The 24,939-nt window shown below is 55.2% G+C and carries 27 protein-coding genes and 4 tRNA genes; all 31 read right to left on the bottom strand.

All coding sequences use genetic code 11. From position 1 onward, the window contains the following. Positions 1-4: 4 nt before the first annotated feature. A complete protein-coding gene (gene rplN, locus HX807_RS23635) occupies positions 5-373 on the bottom strand; it encodes a 50S ribosomal protein L14 (protein WP_002555479.1) in 369 nt (122 codons plus the stop codon). A gap of 23 nt (positions 374-396) precedes the next feature. Further along, positions 397-663 carry a 30S ribosomal protein S17 gene (rpsQ, locus tag HX807_RS23630; RefSeq protein ID WP_003176419.1) on the bottom strand — a complete coding sequence of 89 codons (267 nt, stop codon included), beginning with the start codon at positions 661-663 and terminating at the stop codon, positions 397-399. Between the two features lie 2 nt (positions 664-665). Beyond that, on the bottom strand, positions 666-857 hold the full coding sequence (gene rpmC / locus HX807_RS23625) for a 50S ribosomal protein L29 (RefSeq protein ID WP_002555481.1): 192 nt from the start codon (positions 855-857) through the stop codon (positions 666-668). Beyond that, positions 857-1,270, bottom strand: a complete 414-nt coding sequence (gene rplP, locus HX807_RS23620; protein WP_003210075.1) for a 50S ribosomal protein L16 — start codon at positions 1,268-1,270, stop codon at positions 857-859. The genes rpmC and rplP overlap by 1 nt, the downstream gene beginning before the upstream one ends. A 12-nt stretch (positions 1,271-1,282) precedes the next feature. After that, on the bottom strand, positions 1,283-1,969 hold the full coding sequence (rpsC, locus tag HX807_RS23615; protein ID WP_003176422.1) for a 30S ribosomal protein S3: 687 nt from the start codon (positions 1,967-1,969) through the stop codon (positions 1,283-1,285). Positions 1,970-1,982: 13 nt separating this feature from the next. Continuing rightward, positions 1,983-2,315, bottom strand: a complete 333-nt coding sequence (gene rplV / locus HX807_RS23610) for a 50S ribosomal protein L22 (protein WP_003210077.1) — start codon at positions 2,313-2,315, stop codon at positions 1,983-1,985. Between the two features lie 13 nt (positions 2,316-2,328). Then, positions 2,329-2,604, bottom strand: coding sequence for a 30S ribosomal protein S19 (rpsS, locus tag HX807_RS23605; RefSeq protein WP_002555486.1), 276 nt, complete (start codon positions 2,602-2,604; stop codon positions 2,329-2,331). 16 nt (positions 2,605-2,620) lie between these two features. After that, positions 2,621-3,445: a 50S ribosomal protein L2 gene (rplB, locus tag HX807_RS23600; protein ID WP_003210080.1), complete on the bottom strand. Its 825-nt coding sequence runs from the start codon at positions 3,443-3,445 to the stop codon at positions 2,621-2,623. Positions 3,446-3,459: 14 nt separating this feature from the next. Further along, positions 3,460-3,759 carry a 50S ribosomal protein L23 gene (gene rplW, locus HX807_RS23595; RefSeq protein WP_002555488.1) on the bottom strand — a complete coding sequence of 100 codons (300 nt, stop codon included), beginning with the start codon at positions 3,757-3,759 and terminating at the stop codon, positions 3,460-3,462. Then, positions 3,756-4,358 carry a 50S ribosomal protein L4 gene (gene rplD, locus HX807_RS23590; RefSeq protein WP_003210082.1) on the bottom strand — a complete coding sequence of 201 codons (603 nt, stop codon included), beginning with the start codon at positions 4,356-4,358 and terminating at the stop codon, positions 3,756-3,758. The genes rplW and rplD overlap by 4 nt, the downstream gene beginning before the upstream one ends. Before the next feature lie 12 nt (positions 4,359-4,370). Continuing rightward, complete coding sequence (gene rplC / locus HX807_RS23585) at positions 4,371-5,006, bottom strand: 50S ribosomal protein L3 (RefSeq protein WP_003194649.1); 636 nt, start codon at positions 5,004-5,006, stop codon at positions 4,371-4,373. Positions 5,007-5,087: 81 nt separating this feature from the next. Further along, positions 5,088-5,399: a 30S ribosomal protein S10 gene (gene rpsJ, locus HX807_RS23580; protein ID WP_003210084.1), complete on the bottom strand. Its 312-nt coding sequence runs from the start codon at positions 5,397-5,399 to the stop codon at positions 5,088-5,090. A 141-nt stretch (positions 5,400-5,540) separates the two neighbouring features. Then, positions 5,541-6,734 carry an elongation factor Tu gene (gene tuf / locus HX807_RS23575; RefSeq protein ID WP_003210085.1) on the bottom strand — a complete coding sequence of 398 codons (1,194 nt, stop codon included), beginning with the start codon at positions 6,732-6,734 and terminating at the stop codon, positions 5,541-5,543. A gap of 30 nt (positions 6,735-6,764) precedes the next feature. Then, positions 6,765-8,870, bottom strand: coding sequence for an elongation factor G (gene fusA / locus HX807_RS23570; RefSeq protein ID WP_003210087.1), 2,106 nt, complete (start codon positions 8,868-8,870; stop codon positions 6,765-6,767). Positions 8,871-8,900: 30 nt separating this feature from the next. Continuing rightward, positions 8,901-9,371 (bottom strand): 30S ribosomal protein S7, encoded by a 471-nt coding sequence (rpsG, locus tag HX807_RS23565; RefSeq protein WP_002555493.1) that lies wholly within the window; start codon positions 9,369-9,371, stop codon positions 8,901-8,903. A gap of 118 nt (positions 9,372-9,489) precedes the next feature. After that, positions 9,490-9,861: a 30S ribosomal protein S12 gene (rpsL, locus tag HX807_RS23560; protein WP_002555494.1), complete on the bottom strand. Its 372-nt coding sequence runs from the start codon at positions 9,859-9,861 to the stop codon at positions 9,490-9,492. A gap of 216 nt (positions 9,862-10,077) precedes the next feature. Continuing rightward, positions 10,078-14,277 (bottom strand): DNA-directed RNA polymerase subunit beta', encoded by a 4,200-nt coding sequence (rpoC, locus tag HX807_RS23555; protein ID WP_003210090.1) that lies wholly within the window; start codon positions 14,275-14,277, stop codon positions 10,078-10,080. A gap of 64 nt (positions 14,278-14,341) precedes the next feature. Further along, complete coding sequence (gene rpoB / locus HX807_RS23550) at positions 14,342-18,415, bottom strand: DNA-directed RNA polymerase subunit beta (RefSeq protein WP_017476319.1); 4,074 nt, start codon at positions 18,413-18,415, stop codon at positions 14,342-14,344. A gap of 220 nt (positions 18,416-18,635) precedes the next feature. Continuing rightward, positions 18,636-19,001: a 50S ribosomal protein L7/L12 gene (rplL, locus tag HX807_RS23545; protein WP_003210093.1), complete on the bottom strand. Its 366-nt coding sequence runs from the start codon at positions 18,999-19,001 to the stop codon at positions 18,636-18,638. A 78-nt stretch (positions 19,002-19,079) separates the two neighbouring features. Further along, positions 19,080-19,580 (bottom strand): 50S ribosomal protein L10, encoded by a 501-nt coding sequence (rplJ, locus tag HX807_RS23540; protein WP_003210095.1) that lies wholly within the window; start codon positions 19,578-19,580, stop codon positions 19,080-19,082. A gap of 198 nt (positions 19,581-19,778) precedes the next feature. Next, complete coding sequence (gene rplA / locus HX807_RS23535; protein WP_003176434.1) at positions 19,779-20,474, bottom strand: 50S ribosomal protein L1; 696 nt, start codon at positions 20,472-20,474, stop codon at positions 19,779-19,781. Continuing rightward, positions 20,474-20,905, bottom strand: coding sequence for a 50S ribosomal protein L11 (gene rplK / locus HX807_RS23530; protein ID WP_003210097.1), 432 nt, complete (start codon positions 20,903-20,905; stop codon positions 20,474-20,476). Before rplK ends, rplA begins: the two co-directional genes overlap by 1 nt. A 117-nt stretch (positions 20,906-21,022) precedes the next feature. Further along, positions 21,023-21,556 (bottom strand): transcription termination/antitermination protein NusG, encoded by a 534-nt coding sequence (nusG, locus tag HX807_RS23525; protein WP_003176436.1) that lies wholly within the window; start codon positions 21,554-21,556, stop codon positions 21,023-21,025. A gap of 9 nt (positions 21,557-21,565) precedes the next feature. Then, entirely contained in the window at positions 21,566-21,934 is a 369-nt protein-coding gene (secE, locus tag HX807_RS23520; RefSeq protein WP_003210099.1) for a preprotein translocase subunit SecE, read from the bottom strand. Positions 21,935-21,979: 45 nt separating this feature from the next. Beyond that, positions 21,980-22,055: transfer RNA gene (locus tag HX807_RS23515), tRNA-Trp, on the bottom strand. Positions 22,056-22,218: 163 nt separating this feature from the next. Beyond that, a tRNA-Thr gene (locus HX807_RS23510) sits at positions 22,219-22,294 on the bottom strand. A 26-nt stretch (positions 22,295-22,320) separates the two neighbouring features. After that, positions 22,321-22,394: transfer RNA gene (locus HX807_RS23505), tRNA-Gly, on the bottom strand. Between the two features lie 23 nt (positions 22,395-22,417). Next, positions 22,418-22,502: transfer RNA gene (locus HX807_RS23500), tRNA-Tyr, on the bottom strand. Between the two features lie 143 nt (positions 22,503-22,645). Continuing rightward, positions 22,646-23,092 carry a hypothetical protein gene (locus tag HX807_RS23495; protein ID WP_003210101.1) on the bottom strand — a complete coding sequence of 149 codons (447 nt, stop codon included), beginning with the start codon at positions 23,090-23,092 and terminating at the stop codon, positions 22,646-22,648. Positions 23,093-23,099: 7 nt separating this feature from the next. After that, complete coding sequence (locus tag HX807_RS23490) at positions 23,100-23,849, bottom strand: pantothenate kinase (protein ID WP_177051289.1); 750 nt, start codon at positions 23,847-23,849, stop codon at positions 23,100-23,102. Next, a complete protein-coding gene (birA, locus tag HX807_RS23485; protein ID WP_003210105.1) occupies positions 23,839-24,798 on the bottom strand; it encodes a bifunctional biotin--[acetyl-CoA-carboxylase] ligase/biotin operon repressor BirA in 960 nt (319 codons plus the stop codon). The genes HX807_RS23490 and birA overlap by 11 nt, the downstream gene beginning before the upstream one ends. Positions 24,799-24,939: the final 141 nt, after the last annotated feature.

The following is a 24,939-nucleotide window of genomic DNA, read 5'->3' as shown; positions in this document are numbered from 1 at the left end:
CTCCTTACAGCACTTCTGGGGCGAGCGAGACGATCTTCATGAACTTCTCAGTACGAAGTTCACGGGTCACTGGCCCAAAGATACGGGTGCCGATCGGCTCTTGCTTGTTGTTCAGAAGAACAGCAGCGTTGCCATCAAAGCGGATAATGGAGCCATCTGCACGGCGTACGCCGTGACGAGTGCGGACTACAACAGCAGTCATCACTTGGCCTTTTTTCACTTTACCGCGAGGAATTGCTTCCTTCACGGTAACTTTGATGATGTCACCGATACCAGCGTAACGACGATGGGAGCCACCCAGCACCTTGATGCACATAACGCGGCGTGCGCCGCTGTTATCGGCCACATCGAGCATGGATTGAGTCTGAATCATATAATTTCTCCGACCCCTAGTCCTTAGACTTCCACAGCGCGTTCGAGAACATCAACCAGGGCCCAAGACTTGGTCTTGGCCAACGGACGAGTTTCACGAATAGTGACTTTGTCGCCGATGTGGCACTGGTTGGTTTCGTCGTGCGCGTGCAGCTTAGTCGAACGCTTAACGTATTTACCGTAGATCGGGTGCTTAACGCGACGCTCGATCAAAACGGTGATGGTTTTGTCCATCTTGTCGCTGACAACACGGCCAGTCAGCGTACGGACAGTCTTTTCGGCTTCAGCCATGATCACTTACCTGCCTGCTGGTTGAGCACAGTCTTCACGCGAGCAATGTCACGCTTAACTTGCGAGAGCAGATGAGACTGCCCCAACTGGCCAGTTGCTTTCTGCATACGCAGATTGAACTGGTCGCGCAGCAGGCCGAGCAGTTGCTCGTTCAGCTGCTGTGCGGATTTTTCACGAAGTTCATTCGCTTTCATCACATCACCGTCCGTTTAACAAAGGAGGTGGCGAGCGGCAGCTTTGCAGCAGCCAGGGCGAAAGCCTCACGCGCCAGCTCTTCAGTAACACCCTCGATTTCATACAGGACTTTGCCTGGCTGAATCTGGGCAACCCAATATTCCACGTTACCCTTACCTTTACCCATCCGAACTTCGAGGGGCTTTTTGGAGATAGGCTTGTCCGGGAATACACGGATCCAGATCTTGCCGCCACGTTTAACGTGACGGGTCAGTGCACGACGCGCTGACTCGATCTGACGAGCGGTGAGACGACCACGAGCTACAGACTTCAGCGCATATTCGCCGAAGCTGACTTTGCTACCGCGCTGAGCCAGACCACGGTTGTGGCCTGTCATCTGCTTGCGGAACTTCGTACGCTTTGGTTGCAACATTTGGCGTACCCCTTACTTAGCAGCTTTTTTACGAGGCGCTGGTGCTTGTGGTTTCAGTTCTTCTTGGCGACCACCAATTACTTCGCCTTTGAAGATCCAAACCTTTACACCGATCACACCGTAGGTGGTGTGAGCTTCGTAGTTGGCATAGTCGATGTCGGCACGCAGGGTGTGCAGTGGCACACGACCTTCGCGATACCATTCAGTACGTGCGATTTCAGCACCGCCGAGACGACCGCTCACTTGGATTTTGATGCCTTTGGCACCAATGCGCATGGCGTTCTGTACTGCGCGCTTCATAGCGCGACGGAACATAACGCGACGCTCCAGCTGCTGAGCTACGCTCTGCGCAACCAGCATACCGTCGAGCTCCGGCTTGCGGATCTCTTCGATATTGATGTGCACAGGCACACCCATTTGCTTGGTCAGGTCCTGACGCAGTTTCTCAACATCTTCACCTTTCTTCCCGATAACGATACCTGGACGAGCGGTGTGGATGGTGATACGTGCAGTTTGAGCAGGACGATGGATATCGATACGGCTCACGGACGCGCTTTTTAGTTTGTCTTGGAGATACTCACGCACCTTCAGATCAGCGAACAAGTAGTCCGCATAAGTCCGACCGTCTGCGTACCAGACGGAGGTGTGCTCCTTGACGATTCCCAGGCGAATGCCAATGGGATGTACTTTCTGACCCATCTCTTCGACTCCGTTACTTGTCAGCAACCTTGACAGTGATATGGCAAGACCGCTTGACGATGCGATCAGCTCGGCCTTTGGCACGAGGCATGATGCGCTTCAGCGAACGCCCTTCGTTGACGAAAACGGTGCTGACCTTCAGGTCATCAACGTCTGCGCCTTCGTTGTGCTCGGCGTTGGCTACGGCCGACTCCAGCACTTTCTTGATGATCTCGGCGGCTTTCTTACTGCTGAAAGCCAACAGGTTGAGCGCTTCGCCCACCTTCTTCCCGCGGATCTGGTCGGCGACCAAGCGGGCTTTCTGGGCGGAGATTCGAGCGCCCGACAACTTAGCGGCTACTTCCATCGTTCCTTACCCCTTAACGCTTGGCTTTCTTGTCTGCCACGTGCCCACGATATGTGCGGGTACCGGCAAACTCGCCTAGTTTGTGGCCGACCATGTCTTCGTTCACGAGAACTGGAACATGTTGACGACCGTTATGCACTGCAATGGTCAGACCGACCATTTGTGGCAGGATCATCGAACGACGCGACCAGGTTTTCACCGGTTTGCGATCGTTCTTTTCCGCCGCCACTTCGATCTTCTTCAGTAGGTGAAGATCAATAAAAGGACCTTTTTTCAGAGAACGTGGCACTGTCGTATCCCTCTATTTACTTGCGACGACGGACGATCATTTTGTCGGTACGCTTATTACCACGAGTCTTCGCGCCCTTAGTCGGGAAGCCCCATGGCGATACCGGATGACGACCACCAGAGGTACGACCTTCACCACCACCGTGTGGGTGGTCAACCGGGTTCATGGCAACACCACGAACGGTTGGGCGAACGCCACGCCAGCGTTTGGCACCAGCTTTACCCAGCGAACGCAGGCTGTGCTCGGAGTTCGAGACTTCGCCCAGGGTCGCACGGCATTCAGCCAATACTTTACGCATTTCACCAGAGCGCAGACGCAGGGTCACGTAGACACCTTCACGAGCGATCAGCTGAGCCGAAGCACCAGCGGAACGAGCGATTTGCGCGCCTTTACCCGGCTTCAATTCGATGCCGTGTACGGTGCTACCAACTGGAATGTTGCGCAGCTGCAGAGCGTTGCCCGGCTTGATCGGTGCCAAAGCACCTGCGATCAGCTGGTCACCAGCACTCACGCCTTTAGGGGCGATGATGTAGCGACGCTCGCCATCTGCGTACAGCAGCAGAGCGATGTGAGCAGTACGGTTTGGATCGTATTCGATACGCTCGACAGTGGCAGCGATGCCATCTTTGTCGTTGCGACGGAAGTCGACCAGACGATAATGCTGCTTATGGCCACCACCGATGTGACGAGTGGTAATACGACCATTGTTGTTACGACCACCAGTCTTCGATTTCTTCTCGAGCAGCGGTGCGTGAGGAGCGCCTTTATGCAGCTCCTGGTTGACCACCTTGACCACAAAACGGCGGCCAGGGGAAGTCGGTTTGCATTTAACGATTGCCATGATGCACCCCTTCCTTACTCAGCACTGCTGCTGAAATCGAGATCTTGGCCTGGCTGAAGGGAGATAACTGCCTTCTTCCAGTCATTACGCTTGCCCAGACCGCGAGCAGTGCGCTTGCTCTTACCCAGAACATTCAGGGTAGTAACACGCTCTACTTTCACGCTGAACAGGCTTTCGACGGCCTTCTTGATTTCCAGCTTGGTTGCGTCAGTTGCAACCTTGAAAACGAACTGGCCTTTCTTGTCAGCCAGAACCGTAGCCTTTTCGGAAACGTGCGGGCCAAGCAGAACTTTAAATACGCGTTCCTGGTTCATCCCAGCAGCTCCTCGAATTTCTTCACGGCCGACACGGTGATCAACACCTTGTCGTATGCGATCAGACTAACTGGATCGGAACCTTGCACGTCACGTACATCAACGTGTGGCAGGTTGCGAGCAGCCAGGTACAGGTTCTGATCAACAGCTTCAGACACGATCAGGACGTCAGTCAGGCCCATGCCGTTCAGCTTGTTCAGCAGATCTTTGGTTTTCGGCGCTTCAACAGCGAAGTCCTGAACCACGACCAGACGATCAGTACGCACGAGTTCAGCAAGGATGGAGCGCAGTGCTGCGCGATACATCTTCTTGTTGAGCTTCTGGGTGTGATCCTGTGGACGTGCTGCGAAAGTGGTACCGCCGCCACGCCAGATTGGGCTACGGATAGTACCGGCACGAGCGCGGCCAGTACCTTTCTGACGCCAAGGGCGCTTACCGCCACCACGAACGTCGGAACGGGTCTTTTGCTGCTTGCTACCTTGACGGCCGCCGGCCATGTAGGCCACGACTGCTTGGTGAACCAGCGTCTCGTTGAATTCGCCGCCAAATGTCAGTTCGGAAACTTCGATCGCTTGAGCGTCATTTACGTTTAATTGCATGTCAGCTTCCCCTTAACCGCGAGCCTTGGCCGCTGGACGTACAACCAGGTTGCCGCCAGTAGCGCCAGGAACAGCACCCTTGACCAACAACAGATTGCGTTCAGCGTCGACGCGCACTACTTCGAGGGACTGCACGGTCACGCGCTCAGCGCCCATATGACCGGACATTTTTTTGCCCTTGAATACACGACCAGGAGTCTGGCACTGGCCAATAGAGCCCGGGACGCGGTGGGAAACGGAGTTACCGTGAGTGTTGTCTTGGCCACGGAAATTCCAACGCTTGATCGTACCCTGGAAGCCTTTACCCTTGGACTGACCGGTTACATCAACCAGTTGACCAGCGGCGAAGATTTCAGCGTTGATCAGATCGCCAGCCTGGTAGTCGCCGTCTTCAAGACGGAACTCCATGACAGTACGACCAGCTGCAACGTTTGCTTTAGCGAAGTGACCTGCTTGAGCAGCAGTCACACGCGAAGCACGACGCTCGCCGACAGTGACTTGCACTGCACGATAGCCATCGGTTTCTTCAGTTTTAAACTGGGTGACGCGATTCGGTTCGATCTCAATGACCGTGACCGGAATGGAGACACCTTCTTCGGTGAAAATACGGGTCATACCGCATTTACGACCGACTACACCAATAGTCATGTTGTAAACCTCATGAGTGTACGGGGCTTTCACCCGCTATGGCCGCCCATTTCAGAGCGTTACACGACTAAGACCCAAGTCTTAGCCGAGGCTGATCTGTACTTCCACACCGGCCGCCAGATCAAGCTTCATAAGTGCATCAACGGTTTTATCCGTTGGCAGGACGATGTCCAGCACGCGCTTATGAGTACGGATCTCGTACTGGTCACGCGCGTCTTTGTTGACGTGCGGGGAGACCAGAACGGTGAACCGCTCTTTACGGGTAGGCAGTGGAATTGGACCACGCACTTGAGCACCAGTACGTTTCGCGGTTTCCACGATTTCCTGGGTGGATTGGTCGATCAGTTTGTGGTCAAAAGCCTTCAACCTGATACGAATTTGCTGATTTGCCATTGGATTTCAGACTCCGGCTGCTATTCCCAGCGAGCGCAACACGCCCGTTAAAAGGAGGCGCAATTCTATAGACGCCCCATATGGGTGTCAACTCAATAAAAAAGCCCCCGCTGAGCGGGGGCTTTTTCAAGTCATCACTTATTAAGCGATGATTTTGGCTACGACGCCAGCGCCGACGGTACGACCGCCTTCACGGATAGCGAAACGCAGACCATCTTCCATTGCGATGGTTTTGATCAGGGTGACAACCATTTTGATGTTGTCGCCTGGCATTACCATTTCAACGCCTTCCGGCAGTTCGCAGTTACCGGTCACGTCAGTGGTCCGGAAGTAGAACTGTGGACGGTAGCCTTTGAAGAACGGAGTGTGACGACCGCCTTCTTCTTTGCTCAACACGTACACTTCAGCTTCGAAGGTAGTGTGCGGCTTAACCGAACCTGGCTTGACCAGAACCTGGCCACGCTCAACGTCGTCACGCTTGGTACCACGCAGCAGAACGCCGCAGTTCTCGCCTGCACGACCTTCGTCGAGCAGTTTACGGAACATTTCAACACCGGTGCAGGTGGTGACAGTAGTGTCACGCAGACCAACGATTTCCAATGGATCTTGAACCTTAACGATACCGCGCTCGATACGACCAGTCACAACAGTACCACGACCGGAGATCGAGAATACGTCTTCGATTGGCATCAGGAACGGCTTGTCGATAACACGAACTGGATCTGGGATGTAGCTGTCCAGAGTCTCAACCAGTTTACGAACGGCAGTGGTGCCCATTTCGTTGTCGTCAAGACCGTCCAGAGCCATACGAGCAGAACCGATGATGATCGGAGTGTCGTCGCCTGGGAAGTCGTAAGTGCTCAGCAGATCGCGCACTTCCATCTCAACCAGTTCCAGCAGCTCAGCGTCGTCTACCAGGTCAGCCTTGTTCAGGAAAACCACGATGTACGGAACGCCTACCTGACGGGACAGCAGGATGTGCTCACGGGTTTGTGGCATCGGACCATCAGCGGCCGAGCAAACCAGGATCGCGCCGTCCATCTGGGCAGCACCGGTGATCATGTTCTTCACATAGTCAGCGTGACCTGGGCAGTCAACGTGAGCGTAGTGACGGATCAGCGAGTTGTATTCAACGTGCGCGGTGTTGATGGTGATACCACGAGCTTTTTCTTCTGGTGCGCTGTCGATCTTGTCGAAGTCAACACGAGCCGAACCGAAAACTTCGGAGCAGACGCGAGTCAGAGCAGCGGTCAGAGTGGTTTTACCGTGGTCAACGTGGCCGATAGTGCCAACGTTTACGTGCGGTAGGGAACGATCAAATTTTTCTTTAGCCACGACAATTAACTCCTTGCCTAAAGGACTGAATCAGCCTTGTTTTTTGGATACAGTTTCAGCGATGTGCGCCGGAGCTGTGTTGTATTTTTTGAATTCCATAGAGTAGCTTGCGCGACCCTGAGACATGGAACGAACGTCGGTCGCATAACCGAACATCTCGCCCAACGGAACCTCGGCACGAATCACTTTGCCGGAAACCGTATCTTCCATACCCAAGATCATGCCGCGACGACGGTTAAGGTCGCCCATCACGTCACCCATGTAGTCTTCAGGCGTAACGACTTCTACTGCCATGATTGGCTCAAGCAACTCACCACCGCCCTTCTGGGCCAGTTGCTTGGTAGCCATGGAAGCAGCCACCTTAAACGCCATCTCGTTGGAGTCGACGTCGTGGTAAGAACCGTCAAAAACGGTCGCCTTCAGGCCGATGAGCGGATAGCCGGCAACAACACCGTTCTTCATCTGCTCTTCGATACCCTTCTGGATAGCCGGGATGTATTCCTTAGGAACAACACCGCCCACTACTTCGTTCACGAATTGCAGACCTTCCTGACCTTCATCAGCAGGAGCAAAACGGATCCAGCAATGGCCGAACTGGCCACGACCGCCGGACTGACGAACGAATTTGCCTTCGATTTCGCAGTTCTTCGTGATGCGCTCACGATAGGAAACCTGAGGCTTACCGATGTTGGCTTCGACGTTGAACTCACGGCGCATCCGGTCAACCAGGATGTCCAGGTGAAGCTCGCCCATGCCGGAGATGATCGTTTGACCAGTCTCTTCATCAGTCTTGACGCGGAAAGATGGATCTTCCTGAGCAAGCTTGCCCAGAGCGATACCCATTTTTTCCTGGTCATCCTTGGTCTTAGGCTCAACGGCAACCGAAATAACCGGCTCCGGGAAGTCCATGCGAACCAGGATGATTGGCTTGGCAGCGTCGCACAAAGTCTCACCAGTGGTGACGTCCTTCATGCCGATCAGGGCCGCGATGTCACCAGCGCGTACTTCCTTGATCTCTTCACGGGCGTTTGCGTGCATTTGCACCATACGACCCACACGCTCTTTCTTGCCTTTAACCGAGTTGATCACGCCGTCGCCGGAGGCCAACACGCCCGAGTAAACGCGGACGAAGGTCAAAGTACCCACGAATGGGTCAGTAGCGATCTTGAACGCCAGAGCCGAGAACGGCTCGCTGTCATCGGCGTGACGCTCCATCTCTTCTTCCTCGTTATCAGGGTTGGTACCCTTGATAGCAGGAATGTCGGTTGGAGCAGGCAGGTAGTCGATAACGGCGTCGAGAACCAGGGGAACACCCTTGTTCTTGAAGGAAGAACCGCAAACAGCCAGAACGATCTCACCAGCGATAGTACGCTGACGCAGAGCGGCCTTGATTTCCACGTTGGTGAGTTCTTCACCTTCGAGGTACTTGTTCATCAGCTCTTCGCTGGCTTCGGCAGCAGCCTCAACCATGTTGTTACGCCACTCGTCAGCCAGCTCCTGCAGTTCTGCAGGGATAGGCTTACGAACAGGAACCATGCCTTTGTCAGCGTCATTCCAGTAAACAGCTTCCATGTTGATCAGATCGATCTGACCCTGGAAGTTGTCTTCGGAACCGATAGCCAACTGGATTGGCACCGGAGTGTGACCCAAACGCTGTTTGATCTGACCGATCACGCGCAGGAAGTTGGCACCAGCACGGTCCATCTTGTTTACGTAAACAAGACGTGGAACGCCGTACTTGTTGGCCTGACGCCATACGGTTTCCGACTGAGGCTCAACACCCGAAGTACCGCAGAACACAACGACAGCGCCGTCGAGTACGCGCAGGGAACGCTCAACTTCAATGGTGAAGTCTACGTGGCCCGGGGTATCGATTACGTTGAAGCGGTGCTCGTCCTTGTACTGCTTCTCGGAACCTTTCCAGAAGGCGGTAATAGCAGCAGAAGTAATGGTAATACCACGCTCCTGCTCCTGAACCATCCAGTCTGTGGTCGCGGCGCCGTCATGCACCTCGCCCATTTTGTGACTTTTGCCGGTGTAAAACAGTACGCGCTCGGTGGTGGTGGTTTTACCAGCATCCACGTGAGCAACGATACCGATGTTACGGTAGCGGCTAATCGGAGTAGTACGAGCCATAAAGCCCTCGCAAAATTAGTGAAGCTAGAATTAGAAGCGGTAGTGCGAGAAAGCTTTGTTGGCTTCAGCCATACGGTGCACGTCTTCACGCTTCTTAACAGCAGCACCTTTACCTTCAGCAGCGTCCAACAGTTCGCCAGCCAAACGCAGGGCCATAGACTTCTCGCCGCGCTTACGGGCGAAGTCTACCAACCAGCGCATTGCCAAAGCGTTACGACGGGACGGGCGAACTTCAACCGGAACCTGGTAAGTAGCACCGCCTACACGGCGCGACTTCACTTCGACCAGCGGAGCGATGGCGTCGAGAGCTTTCTCGAAGATTTCCAGGGGGTCGCTGTTCTTGCGTTCTTTAACCTTTTCCAGCGCGCCATAAACGATACGCTCGGCAACGGCTTTCTTGCCGCTTTCCATTACGTGGTTCATGAACTTGGCCAGGATTTGGCTTCCGTATTTTGGATCGTCAAGCACTTCGCGCTTGGCTGCTACGCGTCTTCTTGGCATGGATAAGCCCTCAAACGGTCTTCAGGTTCGCTCGGAATCGGTGCCCTTTCGGGACGCCTCCGACCTTACTCTTATCGACTCAGAAAATAAGATGATTCAGTTTTACAAAAAGCCGCTACTACTTAGGCTTCTTGGTACCGTACTTCGAACGACCCTGGTTACGACCTTTAACGCCGGAAGTATCCAAGGAGCCGCGTACGGTGTGATAACGAACACCTGGCAAGTCTTTTACACGACCGCCGCGGATCAGTACCACGCTGTGCTCTTGCAGGTTGTGACCTTCACCGCCGATGTACGAGGAAACCTCGAAACCGTTGGTCAGGCGCACACGGCATACTTTACGCAGTGCCGAGTTAGGTTTTTTCGGCGTAGTGGTATACACGCGAGTGCATACGCCACGACGTTGCGGGCAGTTCTGCAGCGCAGGCACGTCGGATTTCTCGACGATACGCTTACGCGGCTGACGTACCAGCTGGTTGATAGTTGCCATCTACTAGCTCCACTGTTGTCTTGCGACGCTATTGTCTTGCAAGAAAAGCAAAATGGCAGGAACGAATTCCCGCCAAATTTAGGGGTACAAGAGTCTAAAGAGGATCTTGTCCCCAGTCAAGGCAAGGCCCCGACCTCCCCTTCCATCGAACCGGGACAAATCTGTCTCGATCCGACGAACGGGGCTGCCAGGGCCCGGTCTTATTTACCGCAGAACTCAGTTACCGCTTGAGTTCAGCGCTTCGGTCAGTGCAGCTTCCACTTCACTGGCGCTTACGCGCAACGGCTTGTCGAGTTCACGGCGACGCTTACGCTCGCTGTGGTAGGCCAAACCGGTACCGGCCGGGATCAGACGACCCACAACCACGTTTTCTTTCAGGCCGCGCAGGTAATCGCGCTTGCCGGTTACCGCTGCTTCGGTCAGTACGCGAGTAGTCTCCTGGAAGGAGGCCGCCGAGATGAACGACTCAGTGGACAACGACGCCTTGGTGATACCCAGCAACACACGAGTGAACTTGGAAACGAATTTCTCGTCGTTCGCCAGGCGCTCGTTCTCTACCAGTACGTGAGTCAGTTCCATCTGGTCGCCCTTGATGAAACTCGAATCGCCGGATTCAGCGATTTCAACTTTACGCAGCATCTGACGCAGGATGGTCTCGATGTGCTTATCGTTGATCTTCACGCCTTGCAGACGGTAAACGTCCTGGATCTCGTTAACGATGTACTTGGCCAGCGCACTCACACCCAGCAGACGCAGGATGTCGTGTGGATCGCTCGGGCCGTCGGAGATAACTTCGCCGCGGTTTACCTGTTCGCCTTCGAAGACGTTCAGGTGACGCCACTTCGGAATCAGCTCTTCGTACGGATCGCTACCGTCGTTCGGGGTGATAACCAGGCGGCGCTTGCCCTTGGTCTCTTTACCGAACGCGATGGTGCCGCTGACTTCAGCCAGAATCGACGCTTCTTTCGGGCGACGAGCTTCGAACAAGTCGGCAACACGCGGCAGACCACCGGTGATGTCACGGGTCTTCGAAGTTTCTTGCGGGATACGAGCGATAACATCACCGATCGCGATCTTCGCACCATCCGCAACACCGACCAGGGCGTTGGCTGGCAGGAAGTACTGAGCGATAACGTCAGTGCCTGGCAGCAACAGATCCTTGCCGTTGTCATCAACCATCTTCACGGCAGGACGGATATCTTTGCCTGCAGCTGGACGATCTTTGGCGTCGAGTACTTCAATGTTGGTCATACCGGTCAATTCGTCAGTCTGACGCTTGATCGTGATGCCTTCTTCCATGCCCACGTAGGTCACGGTACCTTTCATTTCGGTAACGATTGGGTGAGTGTGCGGATCCCACTTGGCCACGATTGCGCCAGCGTCGACCTTGTCACCTTCTTTAACCGAAATCACAGCACCGTACGGCAGCTTGTAACGCTCACGCTCACGACCGTAGTCATCAGCGATTGCCAGCTCACCGGAACGGGACACAGCAACCAGGTGGCCATCCACTCGCTCAACGTGCTTCAGGTTGTGCAGACGGACGGTACCGCCATTCTTCACCTGAACGCTGTCGGCTGCGGAGGTCCGGCTTGCCGCACCACCGATGTGGAACGTACGCATGGTCAGCTGGGTACCTGGCTCACCGATGGACTGGGCAGCGATAACGCCGACCGCTTCACCGATGTTCACCTGGTGACCACGAGCCAAGTCACGGCCGTAGCACTTGGCGCAAATGCCATAGCGGGTTTCGCAGCTGATCGGCGAGCGAACAATCACTTCGTCGATGCTGTTGAGTTCGATGAACTCGACCCACTTCTCGTCTACCAGGGTGCCGGCAGGAACGATGACTTCCTCGGTACCTGGCTTGAATACGTCACGGGCGATTACTCGACCCAATACGCGCTCACCCAACGGCTCTACAACGTCGCCGCCTTCGATGTGCGGAGTCATCAGCAGACCGTGTTCGGTGCCGCAGTCAACTTCAGTCACAACCAAGTCTTGCGCAACGTCTACCAGACGACGAGTCAGGTAACCGGAGTTAGCGGTTTTCAACGCGGTATCCGCCAGACCTTTACGAGCACCGTGAGTCGAGATGAAGTACTGAAGTACGCTCAAACCTTCACGGAAGTTCGCAGTAATCGGCGTTTCGATGATGGAACCGTCCGGCTTGGCCATCAGGCCACGCATACCGGCGAGCTGACGGATCTGCGCAGCAGAACCCCGTGCGCCCGAGTCGGCCATCATGTACATCGAGTTGAACGACTCTTGATCGACTTCCACGCCATGACGGTCGATAACACGCTCTTTCGAGAGGTTCGACATCATCGCCTTCGACACTTCGTCGTTGGCCTTGGACCAAAGGTCGATCACTTTGTTGTACTTCTCGCCCTGGGTTACCAGGCCGGAGGCGTACTGGCTTTCGATCTCTTTCACTTCATCGGTGGCAGCACCGATGATGGCGGCTTTCTCGTCCGGGATAACGAAGTCGTTAACACCGATGGAAACGCCGGAAATGGTCGAATAAGCAAAACCGGTGTACATCAACTGGTCAGCGAAGATAACGGTCTCTTTCAAACCAACCACGCGGTAGCACTGGTTGATCAGCTTGGAGATCGCCTTTTTCTTCATTGGCTGGTTGACCACGTCGTACGACAGGCCAGGCGGAACAACCTGGAACAACAGCGCACGGCCGACAGTGGTGTCGACGATACGGGTGTTCTTGACGCTGCCACCGTCACGATCGTTGATGGTTTCGTGGATGCGGACTTTAACCTTGGCGTGCAGTGCGGCTTCGCCGGCACGGAACACACGGTCAACTTCCTGCAGATCCGCGAACACACGACCTTCGCCCTTGGCGTTGATCGCTTCACGAGTCATGTAGTACAGACCCAATACAACGTCCTGCGACGGAACGATGATTGGCTCACCGTTGGCTGGCGACAGAATGTTGTTGGTCGACATCATCAACGCACGCGCTTCCAGCTGGGCTTCCAGCGTCAGCGGTACGTGCACGGCCATTTGGTCGCCGTCGAAGTCGGCGTTGTACGCAGCACAGACCAGCGGGTGCAGCTGGATAGCCTTACCTTCGATCAGTACTGGTTCAAACGCCTGGATACCCAGACGGTGAAGGGTCGGTGCACGGTTGAGGAGAACCGGGTGTTCACGGATCACTTCAGCGAGAACGTCCCAAACCTCTGGCAGCTCGCGCTCGACCATCTTCTTGGCAGCTTTGATGGTGGTCGCGAGACCACGCATTTCCAGCTTGCCGAAAATGAACGGCTTGAACAGCTCGAGAGCCATCTTCTTCGGCAGACCGCACTGGTGCAGACGCAGGGTCGGGCCTACGGTAATTACCGAACGACCGGAGTAGTCAACACGCTTACCGAGCAAGTTCTGACGGAAACGACCCTGCTTACCCTTGATCATGTCAGCCAGGGATTTCAGAGGACGCTTGTTCGAACCGGTGATAGCGCGGCCACGACGACCGTTGTCGAGCAGGGCATCGACAGCTTCCTGCAACATACGCTTTTCGTTGCGCACGATGATGTCCGGAGCGGACAGGTCGAGCAGACGCTTCAAGCGGTTGTTACGGTTGATCACGCGACGGTACAGGTCGTTGAGGTCGGAAGTCGCGAAGCGACCACCATCCAACGGCACCAGCGGACGCAGGTCTGGCGGCAGAACCGGCAGAACGGTCAGCACCATCCACTCTGGCAAGTTGCCGGAACCCTGGAAGGCTTCCATCAACTTCAGACGCTTGGACAGTTTCTTGATCTTGGTTTCGGAGTTGGTTTGCGGAATTTCTTCACGCAGACGGCCAATCTCGTGTTCCAGGTCGATGGCGTGCAGCAGTTCGCGGACAGCTTCGGCACCCATGCGGGCATCGAAATCGTCGCCGAACTCTTCCAGCGCTTCGAAGTACTGCTCGTCGTTCAGCAGCTGACCCTTTTCAAGGGTGGTCATGCCTGGATCGATAACGACATAGCTCTCGAAGTAGAGAACGCGCTCGATATCACGCAGGGTCATGTCCATCAGCAAGCCGATACGGGACGGCAGTGATTTCAGGAACCAGATGTGGGCAACCGGCGAAGCCAGCTCGATGTGCGCCATGCGCTCACGACGAACCTTGGCCAGTGCAACTTCAACGCCGCACTTCTCGCAGATCACACCACGGTGCTTCAAGCGCTTGTACTTACCGCACAGGCACTCGTAATCCTTTACCGGGCCAAAGATCTTGGCGCAGAACAGGCCGTCACGCTCTGGTTTGAACGTACGGTAGTTGATGGTTTCCGGCTTTTTAACTTCACCGAACGACCACGAACGGATCATCTCAGGCGATGCCAACCCAATACGGATGGCGTCGAACTCTTCGACTTGACCCTGGTTTTTCAGCAAATTCAGTAGGTCTTTCAAGGCCTTTCCTCCTGGCGGAGCAGAGAGCGGGCTAAACAGCCCCGCTCTCGATTCGCGTCACGTGTTATTCGGTTTCCAGATCGATATCGATGCCGAGGGAACGAATTTCTTTGATCAACACGTTGAAAGACTCGGGCATGCCCGGCTCCATACGGTGATCGCCGTCCACGATGTTTTTGTACATCTTGGTCCGACCGTTCACATCGTCCGACTTCACTGTGAGCATTTCTTGCAGAGTGTAAGCAGCACCGTATGCTTCCAGTGCCCAGACCTCCATCTCCCCGAAACGCTGACCACCGAACTGAGCCTTACCACCCAGCGGCTGCTGGGTAACCAGGCTGTACGAACCGGTAGAACGAGCGTGCATCTTGTCGTCTACCAAGTGGTTCAGCTTCAGCATGTACATGTAGCCAACAGTAACCGGGCGCTCAAACTTGTTGCCGGTACGGCCGTCGAACAGCTGCATCTGGCCGCTTTCTGGCAGGTCTGCCAGTTTCAGCATGGCCTTGATTTCGCTTTCCTTGGCACCGTCGAACACCGGGGTAGCCATTGGAACGCCGCCGCGCAGGTTCTTCGCCAGATCCAGGATTTCCTGGTCGGAGAAGGTGTCCAGTTCTTCGTTGCGACCGCCGATCTCGTTGTAGATCTCGTGCAGGAACTTACGCAGGTCTGCGACCTTGCGCTGCTCTTCGATCATACGGTTGATCTTCTCGCCCAGACCTTTGGCCGCGAGGCCCAGGTGGGTTTCAAGGATCTGACCAACGTTCATACGCGAAGGTACGCCCAACGGGTTGAGGACGACATCGACCGGGGTGCCATTGGCATCGTGCGGCATGTCTTCAACCGGCATGATCACGGAGACCACACCTTTGTTACCGTGACGACCGGCCATCTTGTCGCCCGGCTGGATGCGGCGACGGATTGCCAGGTAAACCTTGACGATTTTCAGCACGCCTGGAGCCAGGTCATCGCCCTGCTGCAGTTTGCGCTTCTTGTCTTCGAACTTGTCGTCCAGCAGACGGCGACGATCGACGATGTAGGCCTGGGCCTTCTCGAGCTGCTCGTTCAGAGCATCTTCAGCCATGCGCAGTTTGAACCACTGCCCGTGCTCAAGACCGTCGAGTACTTCGTCGGTGATGTCCTGACCTTTCTTCAGACCTGCGCCGCCTTCAGCCTTGTGGCCTACCAGGGCGGAACGCAGACGTTCGAAGGTCGCGCCTTCAACGATACGGAACTCTTCGTTCAGATCCTTGCGGATCTCGTCGAGTTGGGTCTTCTCGATGGACAGTGCACGAGCATCACGCTCAACGCCGTCACGGGTGAAGACCTGTACGTCGATGACAGTGCCCTTGGTACCGGTAGGTACACGCAGGGAAGTGTCTTTAACGTCGCTGGCTTTTTCACCGAAGATGGCACGCAACAGCTTCTCTTCCGGAGTCAGTTGGGTCTCGCCTTTCGGAGTGACCTTACCTACCAGAATGTCGCCTGCGCCAACTTCAGCACCTACGTAAACGATACCGGCTTCGTCCAGCTTGTTCAGTGCAGCTTCACCCACGTTCGGGATGTCTGCAGTGATTTCCTCTGGCCCAAGCTTGGTGTCACGCGCCACACAGGTCAGTTCCTGAATGTGGATCGTGGTGAAGCGATCTTCCTGAACCACACGCTCGGACAGGCAGATGGAGTCTTCGAAGTTGTAACCGTTCCAGGCCATGAACGCGATGCGCATGTTCTGACCCAGTGCCAGCTCACCCATATCGGTGGACGGACCGTCTGCCATGATGTCGCTGCGCTGAACCCGATCACCCTTGCTGACCAGCGGACGCTGGTTGATGCAGGTGTTCTGGTTGGAGCGGGTGTATTTGGTCAGGTTGTAGATGTCGACACCGGCTTCGCCAGTTTCAACTTCGTCATCGGCAACACGAACCACGATACGGCTGGCATCAACGGAGTCGATCACGCCGCCACGACGAGCCACGACGCAAACGCCGGAGTCACGGGCTACGTTACGCTCCATGCCGGTACCTACCAGCGGCTTGTCAGCGCGCAGGGTCGGTACAGCTTGACGCTGCATGTTGGAACCCATCAACGCACGGTTGGCGTCATCGTGTTCCAGGAACGGGATCAGCGACGCTGCAACCGAAACTACCTGCTTCGGCGATACGTCCATCAAGGTGACGTCTTCCGGCGCCTTGACTGTGAACTCGTTCAAGTGACGAACAGCTACCAGCTCGTCGATCAGCATTTTCTTGTCGTTCATCGTGGCCGAAGCCTGAGCGATCACGTGATCAGCTTCTTCGATGGCGGACAGGAACACGATCTCGTCGGTGACCAGTGCGTCTTTCACCACGCGGTACGGGCTCTCGAGGAAGCCGTACTGGTTGGTGCGCGCATAGGCAGCCAGGGAGTTGATCAGGCCGATGTTCGGACCTTCCGGCGTTTCAATCGGGCATACACGACCGTAGTGAGTCGGGTGTACGTCACGGACTTCAAAGCCTGCACGCTCACGAGTCAGACCGCCCGGGCCCAGTGCGGAAACACGGCGCTTGTGGGTGATCTCGGAGAGCGGGTTGTTCTGGTCCATGAACTGCGAGAGCTGGCTGGAACCGAAGAACTCTTTCACCGCCGCAGCCACTGGCTTGGCGTTGATCAGGTCTTGCGGCATCAGGCCTTCGCTTTCGGCCATCGACAGACGCTCTTTGACCGCACGCTCAACACGTACCAGGCCAACGCGGAACTGGTTCTCGGCCATTTCGCCTACGCAGCGAACACGACGGTTACCCAGGTGGTCGATGTCATCGACGATGCCTTTGCCGTTACGGATGTCGACCAGGGTCTTCAGTACCGCGACGATGTCTTCCTTGCACAGCACGCCCGAACCTTCGATCTCGGTACGACCGATACGACGGTTGAACTTCATCCGGCCGACCGCAGACAGGTCATAGCGCTCAGGGCTGAAGAACAGGTTGTTGAACAGGGTCTCGGCAGCGTCTTTGGTTGGTGGCTCGCCAGGACGCATCATGCGATAGATCTCGACCAGCGCTTCCAATTGGTTGCTGGTGGAGTCGATCTTCAGGGTGTCGGAGACGAACGGGCCGCAGTCGATGTCATTGGTGTACAGGGTCTCGATGCGAACAACCTGGGACTTGGCGATTTTCGCCAGGATCTCGGTGTTCAGCTCGGTGTTGCATTCAGCCAGGATTTCGCCGGTGGCCGGGTGCACGATGACCTTGGCGGTGGTGCGACCCAGGACGTAGTCCAGAGGCACTTCCAGCGTCTTGATACCGGCTTTTTCGATCTGGTTGATGTGGCGCGCGGTAATACGGCGGCCGGCCTCAACGATGACCTTGCCTTTTTCGTCCTGGATGTCCAGAACGGCAATCTCACCACGCAGGCGCTGAGGCACCAACTCCAGGCTGAGGGTTTCGCCGCTCAGGTGGAATACGTTAGTGGTGTAGAAAGCGTCCAGCACTTGCTCAGTGGTATAGCCGAGCGCGCGCAGCAGTACCGAGGCCGGCAGCTTGCGACGACGGTCGATACGCACGAACACGCAGTCTTTCGGGTCGAACTCGAAGTCCAACCACGAACCGCGGTACGGAATGATCCGCGCGGAGTACAGGAGCTTGCCGGAGCTGTGCGTCTTGCCGCGGTCGTGGTCAAAGAACACGCCCGGGGAACGGTGCAGCTGGGAAACGATAACGCGCTCGGTACCGTTGATAACGAAGGTACCGTTCTCAGTCATCAGGGGGATTTCACCCATGTAGACTTCTTGCTCTTTGATGTCCTTGATCGCTTTGTTCGACGACTCTTTGTCGAAGATGATCAGACGGACTTTTACCCGCAAAGGTACGGCGTACGTAACACCGCGCAACACGCATTCTTTGACATCAAATGCCGGTTCGCCCAGGCGATAACCGACGTACTCCAGCGCAGCATTGCCGGAGTAGCTGATGATCGGGAAAACGGATTTGAAGGCCGCATGCAGGCCCACGTCGCGGAACTGATCTTTGGTCGCTCCCGCCTGCAAGAATTCACGATACGAATCCAGCTGGATAGCCAGAAGGTACGGGACATCCATGACGTCCGGCAACTTGCTAAAGTCCTTGCGGATACGTTTTTTCTCAGTATATGAGTAAGCCATCAGCGTTCCCCAGCTTGGTCACCTGCTTGTTTGGCCCCTCCCGACGGGAGCAGCCAGAAAATCTTGCAAACCCCATGGTTTGCGCCACCGCATCGGGTGGTTACAGCGCGTTATAGGCGACGACCGAGTCGATTGCCAATAACGGAAAAAGGCCGGTGGCAAGAGCCACCAGCCATCAGCCTTCAGCTTAACGCTTGGGCTGGAGACGCAAGGTCGATGCTTACTTCAGCTCGACTTTAGCGCCTGCTTCTTCCAGCACTGCTTTAGCTTTGTCAGCTGCGTCTTTCGACACTGCTTCCAGAACCTGGGCAGGGGCGCCGTCAACTACTGCCTTGGCTTCTTTCAGGCCCAGACCGGTCAGTTCACGTACTGCCTTGATCACGTTTACTTTCTTCTCGCCAGCTTCCAGCAGCATGACGTTGAATTCGGTTTGCTCTTCAGCAGCAACAGCGGCAACAGCTGGGCCAGCCGAAGCAGCGGCAGCGGAAACACCGAATTTTTCTTCGAAAGCTTTGATCAGCTCAACAACCTGCAGAACCGACATTTCAGCTACGGCGTTGAGGATATCGTCTTGGGAGATAGACATTGCTGTAATTCCTGAATTGGGGGACGGCCTACGCGGCCATCGAAATAAACAAAAATACGCGAGAGGAGATGCTCAGCCTTAGGCTGCGGCAGCTTCTTTTTGCTCGCGAACTGCGGCCAGAGTACGAGCCAACTTGCTGGTAGCGCCTTGAATCACGCTCATCAGCTGAGAAATAGCTTCGTTACGGGTCGGCAGTGTTGCCAGTACGTCGATTTGGTTAGCTGCGAGGAACTTGCCCTCGAACGCAGCTGCCTTGATCTCGAACTTATCCTGACCCTTGGCGAATTCCTTGAACAAACGGGCAGCAGCGCCAGGATGTTCCTTGGAGAACGCAATCAGGGTCGGGCCAGTGAACACGTCGTTGAGGACACTGTATTCAGTGTCAGCAACAGCGCGCTTGAGCAGGGTGTTACGTACAACACGTACGTATACGCCAGCTTCACGAGCCTCTTTACGGAGTCCGGTCATAGCGCTTACTGTCACACCACGGGCATCAGCCACGACAGCGGACAGAGCAGCTTTGGCAGCCTCGTTGACTTCAGCGACGATGGCCTTCTTGTCTTCGAGATTAATTGCCACGGGTTTAACTCCTGCTTGTTACCGTTTCATCTGGCCTGGGCCGGATGTCGTTTTGGTGTCTGATTCGGTAAGGAACCGGGAGCACCATCTGCGTAGGCTTGTGGTTTAAGACTTGCGTCGCCTACGGTCTTGGATAGCCCCCGCCAGGCAGGGACCCCAATCTTTCAATTGGCGCAATTACTTGCGCCAATTTGTGTCTTATACGTCCAGCGAGCCTTGGTCGATGACCAGACCTGGGCCCATAGTGGTGCTCAGGGTAACGCGCTTGACGTAGATACCTTTCGAGGAAGCTGGCTTGATACGCTTCAGATCAGCGATCAGGGCTTCAACGTTTTCCTTCAGCTTGACGGCATCAAAGCCGACTTTGCCAACGGAGGTGTGAATGATGCCGTTTTTGTCGGTGCGATAACGAACCTGACCAGCCTTGGCGTTTTTAACCGCGGTAGCTACGTCTGGAGTCACGGTGCCGACTTTAGGGTTAGGCATCAGACCACGTGGACCAAGGATCTGACCCAGCTGACCTACAACGCGCATTGCATCCGGGGAAGCAATTACGACGTCATAGTTCAGGTCGCCGCCTTTCATTTCGGCAGCCAGGTCGTCCATGCCAACGCGATCGGCGCCGGCGGCCAGAGCAGCTTCAGCTGCTGGGCCTTGGGTGAAGACAGCTACACGTACGGTCTTGCCAGTACCGTGTGGCAGCACAGTAGCGCTACGAACGACCTGGTCGGATTTACGTGGGTCAACGCCCAGGTTTACAGCAACGTCAACAGACTCGCTGAACTTGACAGTCGACAGCTCGGTCAGCAGAGCAGCAGCGTCTACAAAATTGTAGGACTTGCCCGCTTCGATTTTGCCGGCGATAGCCTTTTGGCGCTTGGTCAGCTTAGCCATTACACACCCTCCACGTTAAGGCCCATGCTACGAGCAGAACCGGCGATGGTACGCACGGCTGCATCCATATCAGCTGCAGTCAGATCCGCGTTTTTGGTTTTCGCGATTTCTTCCAGCTGAGCACGGGTCACGGTGCCAACCTTAACGGTGTTAGGACGAGCGGAACCGCTAGTCAGACCAGCAGCTTTCTTCAACAGAACCGAAGCCGGGGTCGACTTGGTTTCGAAGGTGAAGCTACGGTCGCTGTATACAGTGATGATCACTGGAGTCGGCAGACCTGGCTCAATACCCTGAGTACGGGCGTTGAAGGCCTTGCAGAATTCCATGATGTTCACGCCGTGCTGACCCAGAGCTGGACCAACAGGTGGGCTTGGGTTGGCCTGAGCGGCCTTCACTTGCAGCTTGATGTAAGCGGTAATCTTCTTGGCCATGAGGCACTCCAATTACGGGTTCGAACGCCTCGAAAGGCTCCCCGGTTACTTGCGCGTTTATCCCAGTGACGACAAAACCCCACAGCCTAAGGCTGCGGGGTTGGGATGCTTGCTCAGCTAGACTTTTTCGACCTGGCTGAACTCTAGCTCTACCGGAGTAGAGCGACCGAAAATGAGCACTGCCACTTGGATCCGGCTCTTTTCGTAGTTAACTTCTTCGACGGTGCCGTTAAAATCAGCGAACGGACCATCTGTGACACGAACAACCTCACCCGGCTCGAACAACGTCTTCGGCTTGGGCTTGTCGCTACCATCAGCAACGCGACGCAGAATTGCTTCTGCTTCTTTGTCAGTGATCGGAGCAGGCTTATCAGCGGTACCGCCGATGAAACCCATGACGCGAGGAGTGTCCTTGACCAAGTGCCAAGTACCCTCATTCATGTCCATTTGAACCAGCACGTAGCCAGGGAAGAACTTACGTTCGCTTTTGCGTTTCTGGCCATTACGCATTTCAACCACTTCTTCAGTGGGAACCAGAATTTCGCCGAAGCCATCTTCCATGCCTGCCAGCTTTACGCGCTCTAGCAAAGAGCGCATGACATGCTTCTCGTAACCCGAGTAAGCATGCACAACGTACCAACGCTTAGCCACGGGACACCCTTAGCCAACAATCAAGGAAACAAGCCAGCCGAGCAGGGAATCAAGCCCCCACAACAGCAACGCCATAACCAGAACAACAGCTACCACGATCAACGTGGTCTGCGTGGTTTCTTGGCGAGTCGGCCAAACGACTTTACGGATCTCGGTACGAGCTTCCTTCACCAGGACCGCAAACGACTTGCCTTTTGCAGTCTGCAGGCCAACAAAGGCAGCAACAGCAGCAAGGGCGAGCAATGCGAGGACACGGTACAGGATTGGCGACCCAGAGTAGTACTGGTTACCAACAACGCCTACAACCACAACAGCGACTACTACAAGCCACTTGAGCAGATCGAAGCGAGAGCCTTGAGCTTCAGCCTTAGGAGTCATCTATGAAGATCCTGTGAAAAGAAAGCCAGACACACCAAGTGAATCTGGCAGGTCAGGAGGGAATCGAACCCCCAACCTACGGTTTTGGAGACCGTCGCTCTGCCAATTGAGCTACTGACCTAAAACAAAATCAGGCCGACAATTATGCCGATCTGAAAAAGACTTTACAACAACAAACCCCTGCAGACCTGAAACCCACCCAAACAAAACAGCAAGAGAGGGCACATTCAACCGGAGGTAGCTGTTAAAACAAAGGCAGATATTTTCATATCTGCCTTGTTATATGGAGCTCTTGAGCGGATTTGAACCGCTGACCTCACCCTTACCAAGGGTGTGCTCTACCAACTGAGCTACAAGAGCGAAACAACTTGCACAACCTGCAAACTTGGAGCGGGTAGCGGGAATCGAACCCGCATCATCAGCTTGGAAGGCTGAGGTTCTACCACTAAACTATACCCGCGGAGCTTGCAGCTCACGCTAAAATGGTGGAGGGGGAAGGATTCGAACCTTCGAAGTCGTAGACGTCAGATTTACAGTCTGATCCCTTTGGCCGCTCGGGAACCCCTCCTAAGCGAGCCGGCATTCTACATCATGCCAGCCTTCTGTCAAGCATTTTCTCATTAAAAAATATGAGGTTAGCTGCGTTGACCTTCACTTCACCCTGTCGACCTAGAAGGTCTTCACTGCGAAGCGGGCGCCATTCTATGCAAACTATTCGAAGGTTGCAATGCCTTCGCACGGCATTATTTTATGTTTTAACTCATTGAATTCATTAGCAAGGTTTTCAAAGGGCAGATCATCGGCCAGACGCCTGCTTTCAGGGGCCACTCGCAGCCAGTATCCCGACGCATCAGGCAGGTTCAGAGACTGCAGCCTGACCTTGATATCCAGGCTGGTGAGGCGCTGCTCAACGGACTGAGCCTCTTTCTGATCAGGCAAACCGCCGATATACAAGCACATCGCCTGCGCATCAGGCGCTTTTGCCCTGTCTCGCCGAACCATCGCATCAGCCGATTCGCTCAACAGGCGGATATCTTGCTGAGAACCACGATAGAGAGCCAAAGGCGTGACATCTTTAGCGCGCAGAGGGGCCTCCTGCTGATGCCAGATGTAATAGAAGACATTGAGGACCAGCAAAAGCAGAAACAGCCAACGCATAAAAACCTCAGGACAAAGGGCACGCCATCGCCAAGCCAACAAAAACCAGATCAGGGACAAGCCTACCGTGAGGCACAGCGTCAGCCACGAGCTCAGCGTCCCCACCGGTAAGGAAGACGGTAAAATCGCCCCCCCAATAGCTTCGAGCCAACTCCAGCTGGGTCAACACAAAGCCCCTCAGCATCAGCGTACAGCCGCGCTCTACCGCCTCCACAGTTGTGCGCCCTGGAGACAGCACCTCAAGAGCCCGTTCAGCGGCGATATCGTCATAGCGTATTTTGCGGGTATGTGTTCGAAGCTGATTACGCATCAGCGGCATCCCCGGACAAATGAAACCGCCGAGATGCTCACCGTCTGCGGAAATGAAGTCTGCTGTTGCGGCGGTGCCAAAATCGAGCACCAGGCACGCGCCCGACGCCAGCTGAAACCCACCCAGCATCGCGAGCCAACGATCCAGTCCCAGGCGCTCGAAATCTTCGTACCCGTTCCGCACCCCACCCATCTGCCTCGCCGAAGCAGCACACAGCACCTTGACGCCAAATGCCTCGACCAGGGTAGCGACCAGTTGACTTGTCTCATCCGAAGCGCGAACACTCACCAGCCGGCAGTGTTTTAACGCGAGCCCCGTGAGCGCGAACAGGCTGTCGATCAGCGAGGCATCCGACCCAACGACACCTTCGGCAAAGATACGAGCCTTATCCGACTCAAGTACCCGCCATTTGATAAAGCTATTCCCACAGTCGAGCTCAAGAATCATCACGCAACCTCAGGCTTAGCTCACCACCGCTATATACTTTCTCAACACCATCCACGCTCAACCGCAATGCACCTTGCCCATCGACCCCCAGCACCACGCCGTCAATCTGGTTCACGCCCGCGATGAGCGATACAGGCCGGCCCTGCCATAAATGGCTTTGCTCCCACTCACCCTGAATTGCCGAAAAGCCAGATGCCTGGTGACGCTCAAGATAAGCCTGCAGCTGCACTCCAAGACGCGCTACCAGGTAGTTGCGATCAACAGCACTGCCGCTCTCCAACTGTACGGAGCTCCATTGCTGATCGACCTCATCCGCCTTCTGCATGTTCACGTTGATGCCGATACCAATAACGACGTGACAGACGTCAGCGGGATCCCCGACCAGTTCCAGGAGAATTCCGGCGATTTTTTTTTGCCCGACCAAAACGTCATTTGGCCACTTCAACCCTGCACCACGAACACCCGCGTCGCGCAGCGCCTGCATAACTGCAAGTCCGACCACCAGGCTTAGCCCTTCCAACTGACGCATGCCGCCTTCGATCCGCATCACAAGGCTGTAGTAGACGTTTTGAGCGAAAGGACTGACCCACTTTCGTCCGCGCCTTCCCCTGCCTGCAGTTTGCTGTTCTGAAAGCACAAGAAATGGCGCAGTGCGACCCGATTCAATCAGCCGCAATGCCTCGGCATTGGTAGAGTCAATGGAGTCAGAGATATGAACAGGCCATGCAGGAACAGGTACATGCCGAGCTATTTCATCGGCACTTAACAGTATCAGGGGCGCAGCCAACTGATACCCCCTGCCGCGCACTTTATGGATAGGTAGACCCAATTCCGCCTCGAGATGCTGAAGCTGCTTCCATACAGCACTGCGACTGACACCCAAGGCAGCACCGAGCGCCTCCCCGGAGTGGAATCGGCCATCTTTTAGAAGTTTCAACAACGTCAGCATGCAGGTCTCGCCTCACAATGAGGCACGCATGATAGCCATGCATTAGGCCATTGCATAGAAAGGCAGGACGTTAGCATTGAAGATGCTTGAAATTCGACCGCCCAAATTTTCCGACCGCGCAAAACAAAACCCCTGACTGCA

Source organism: Pseudomonas sp. D8002 (assembly GCF_013385695.1).
GTDB lineage: Bacteria > Pseudomonadota > Gammaproteobacteria > Pseudomonadales > Pseudomonadaceae > Aquipseudomonas.
The sequence above is the reverse complement of the archived record's forward strand: the minus strand, read 5'-3'. Positions and strand labels throughout refer to the sequence as shown.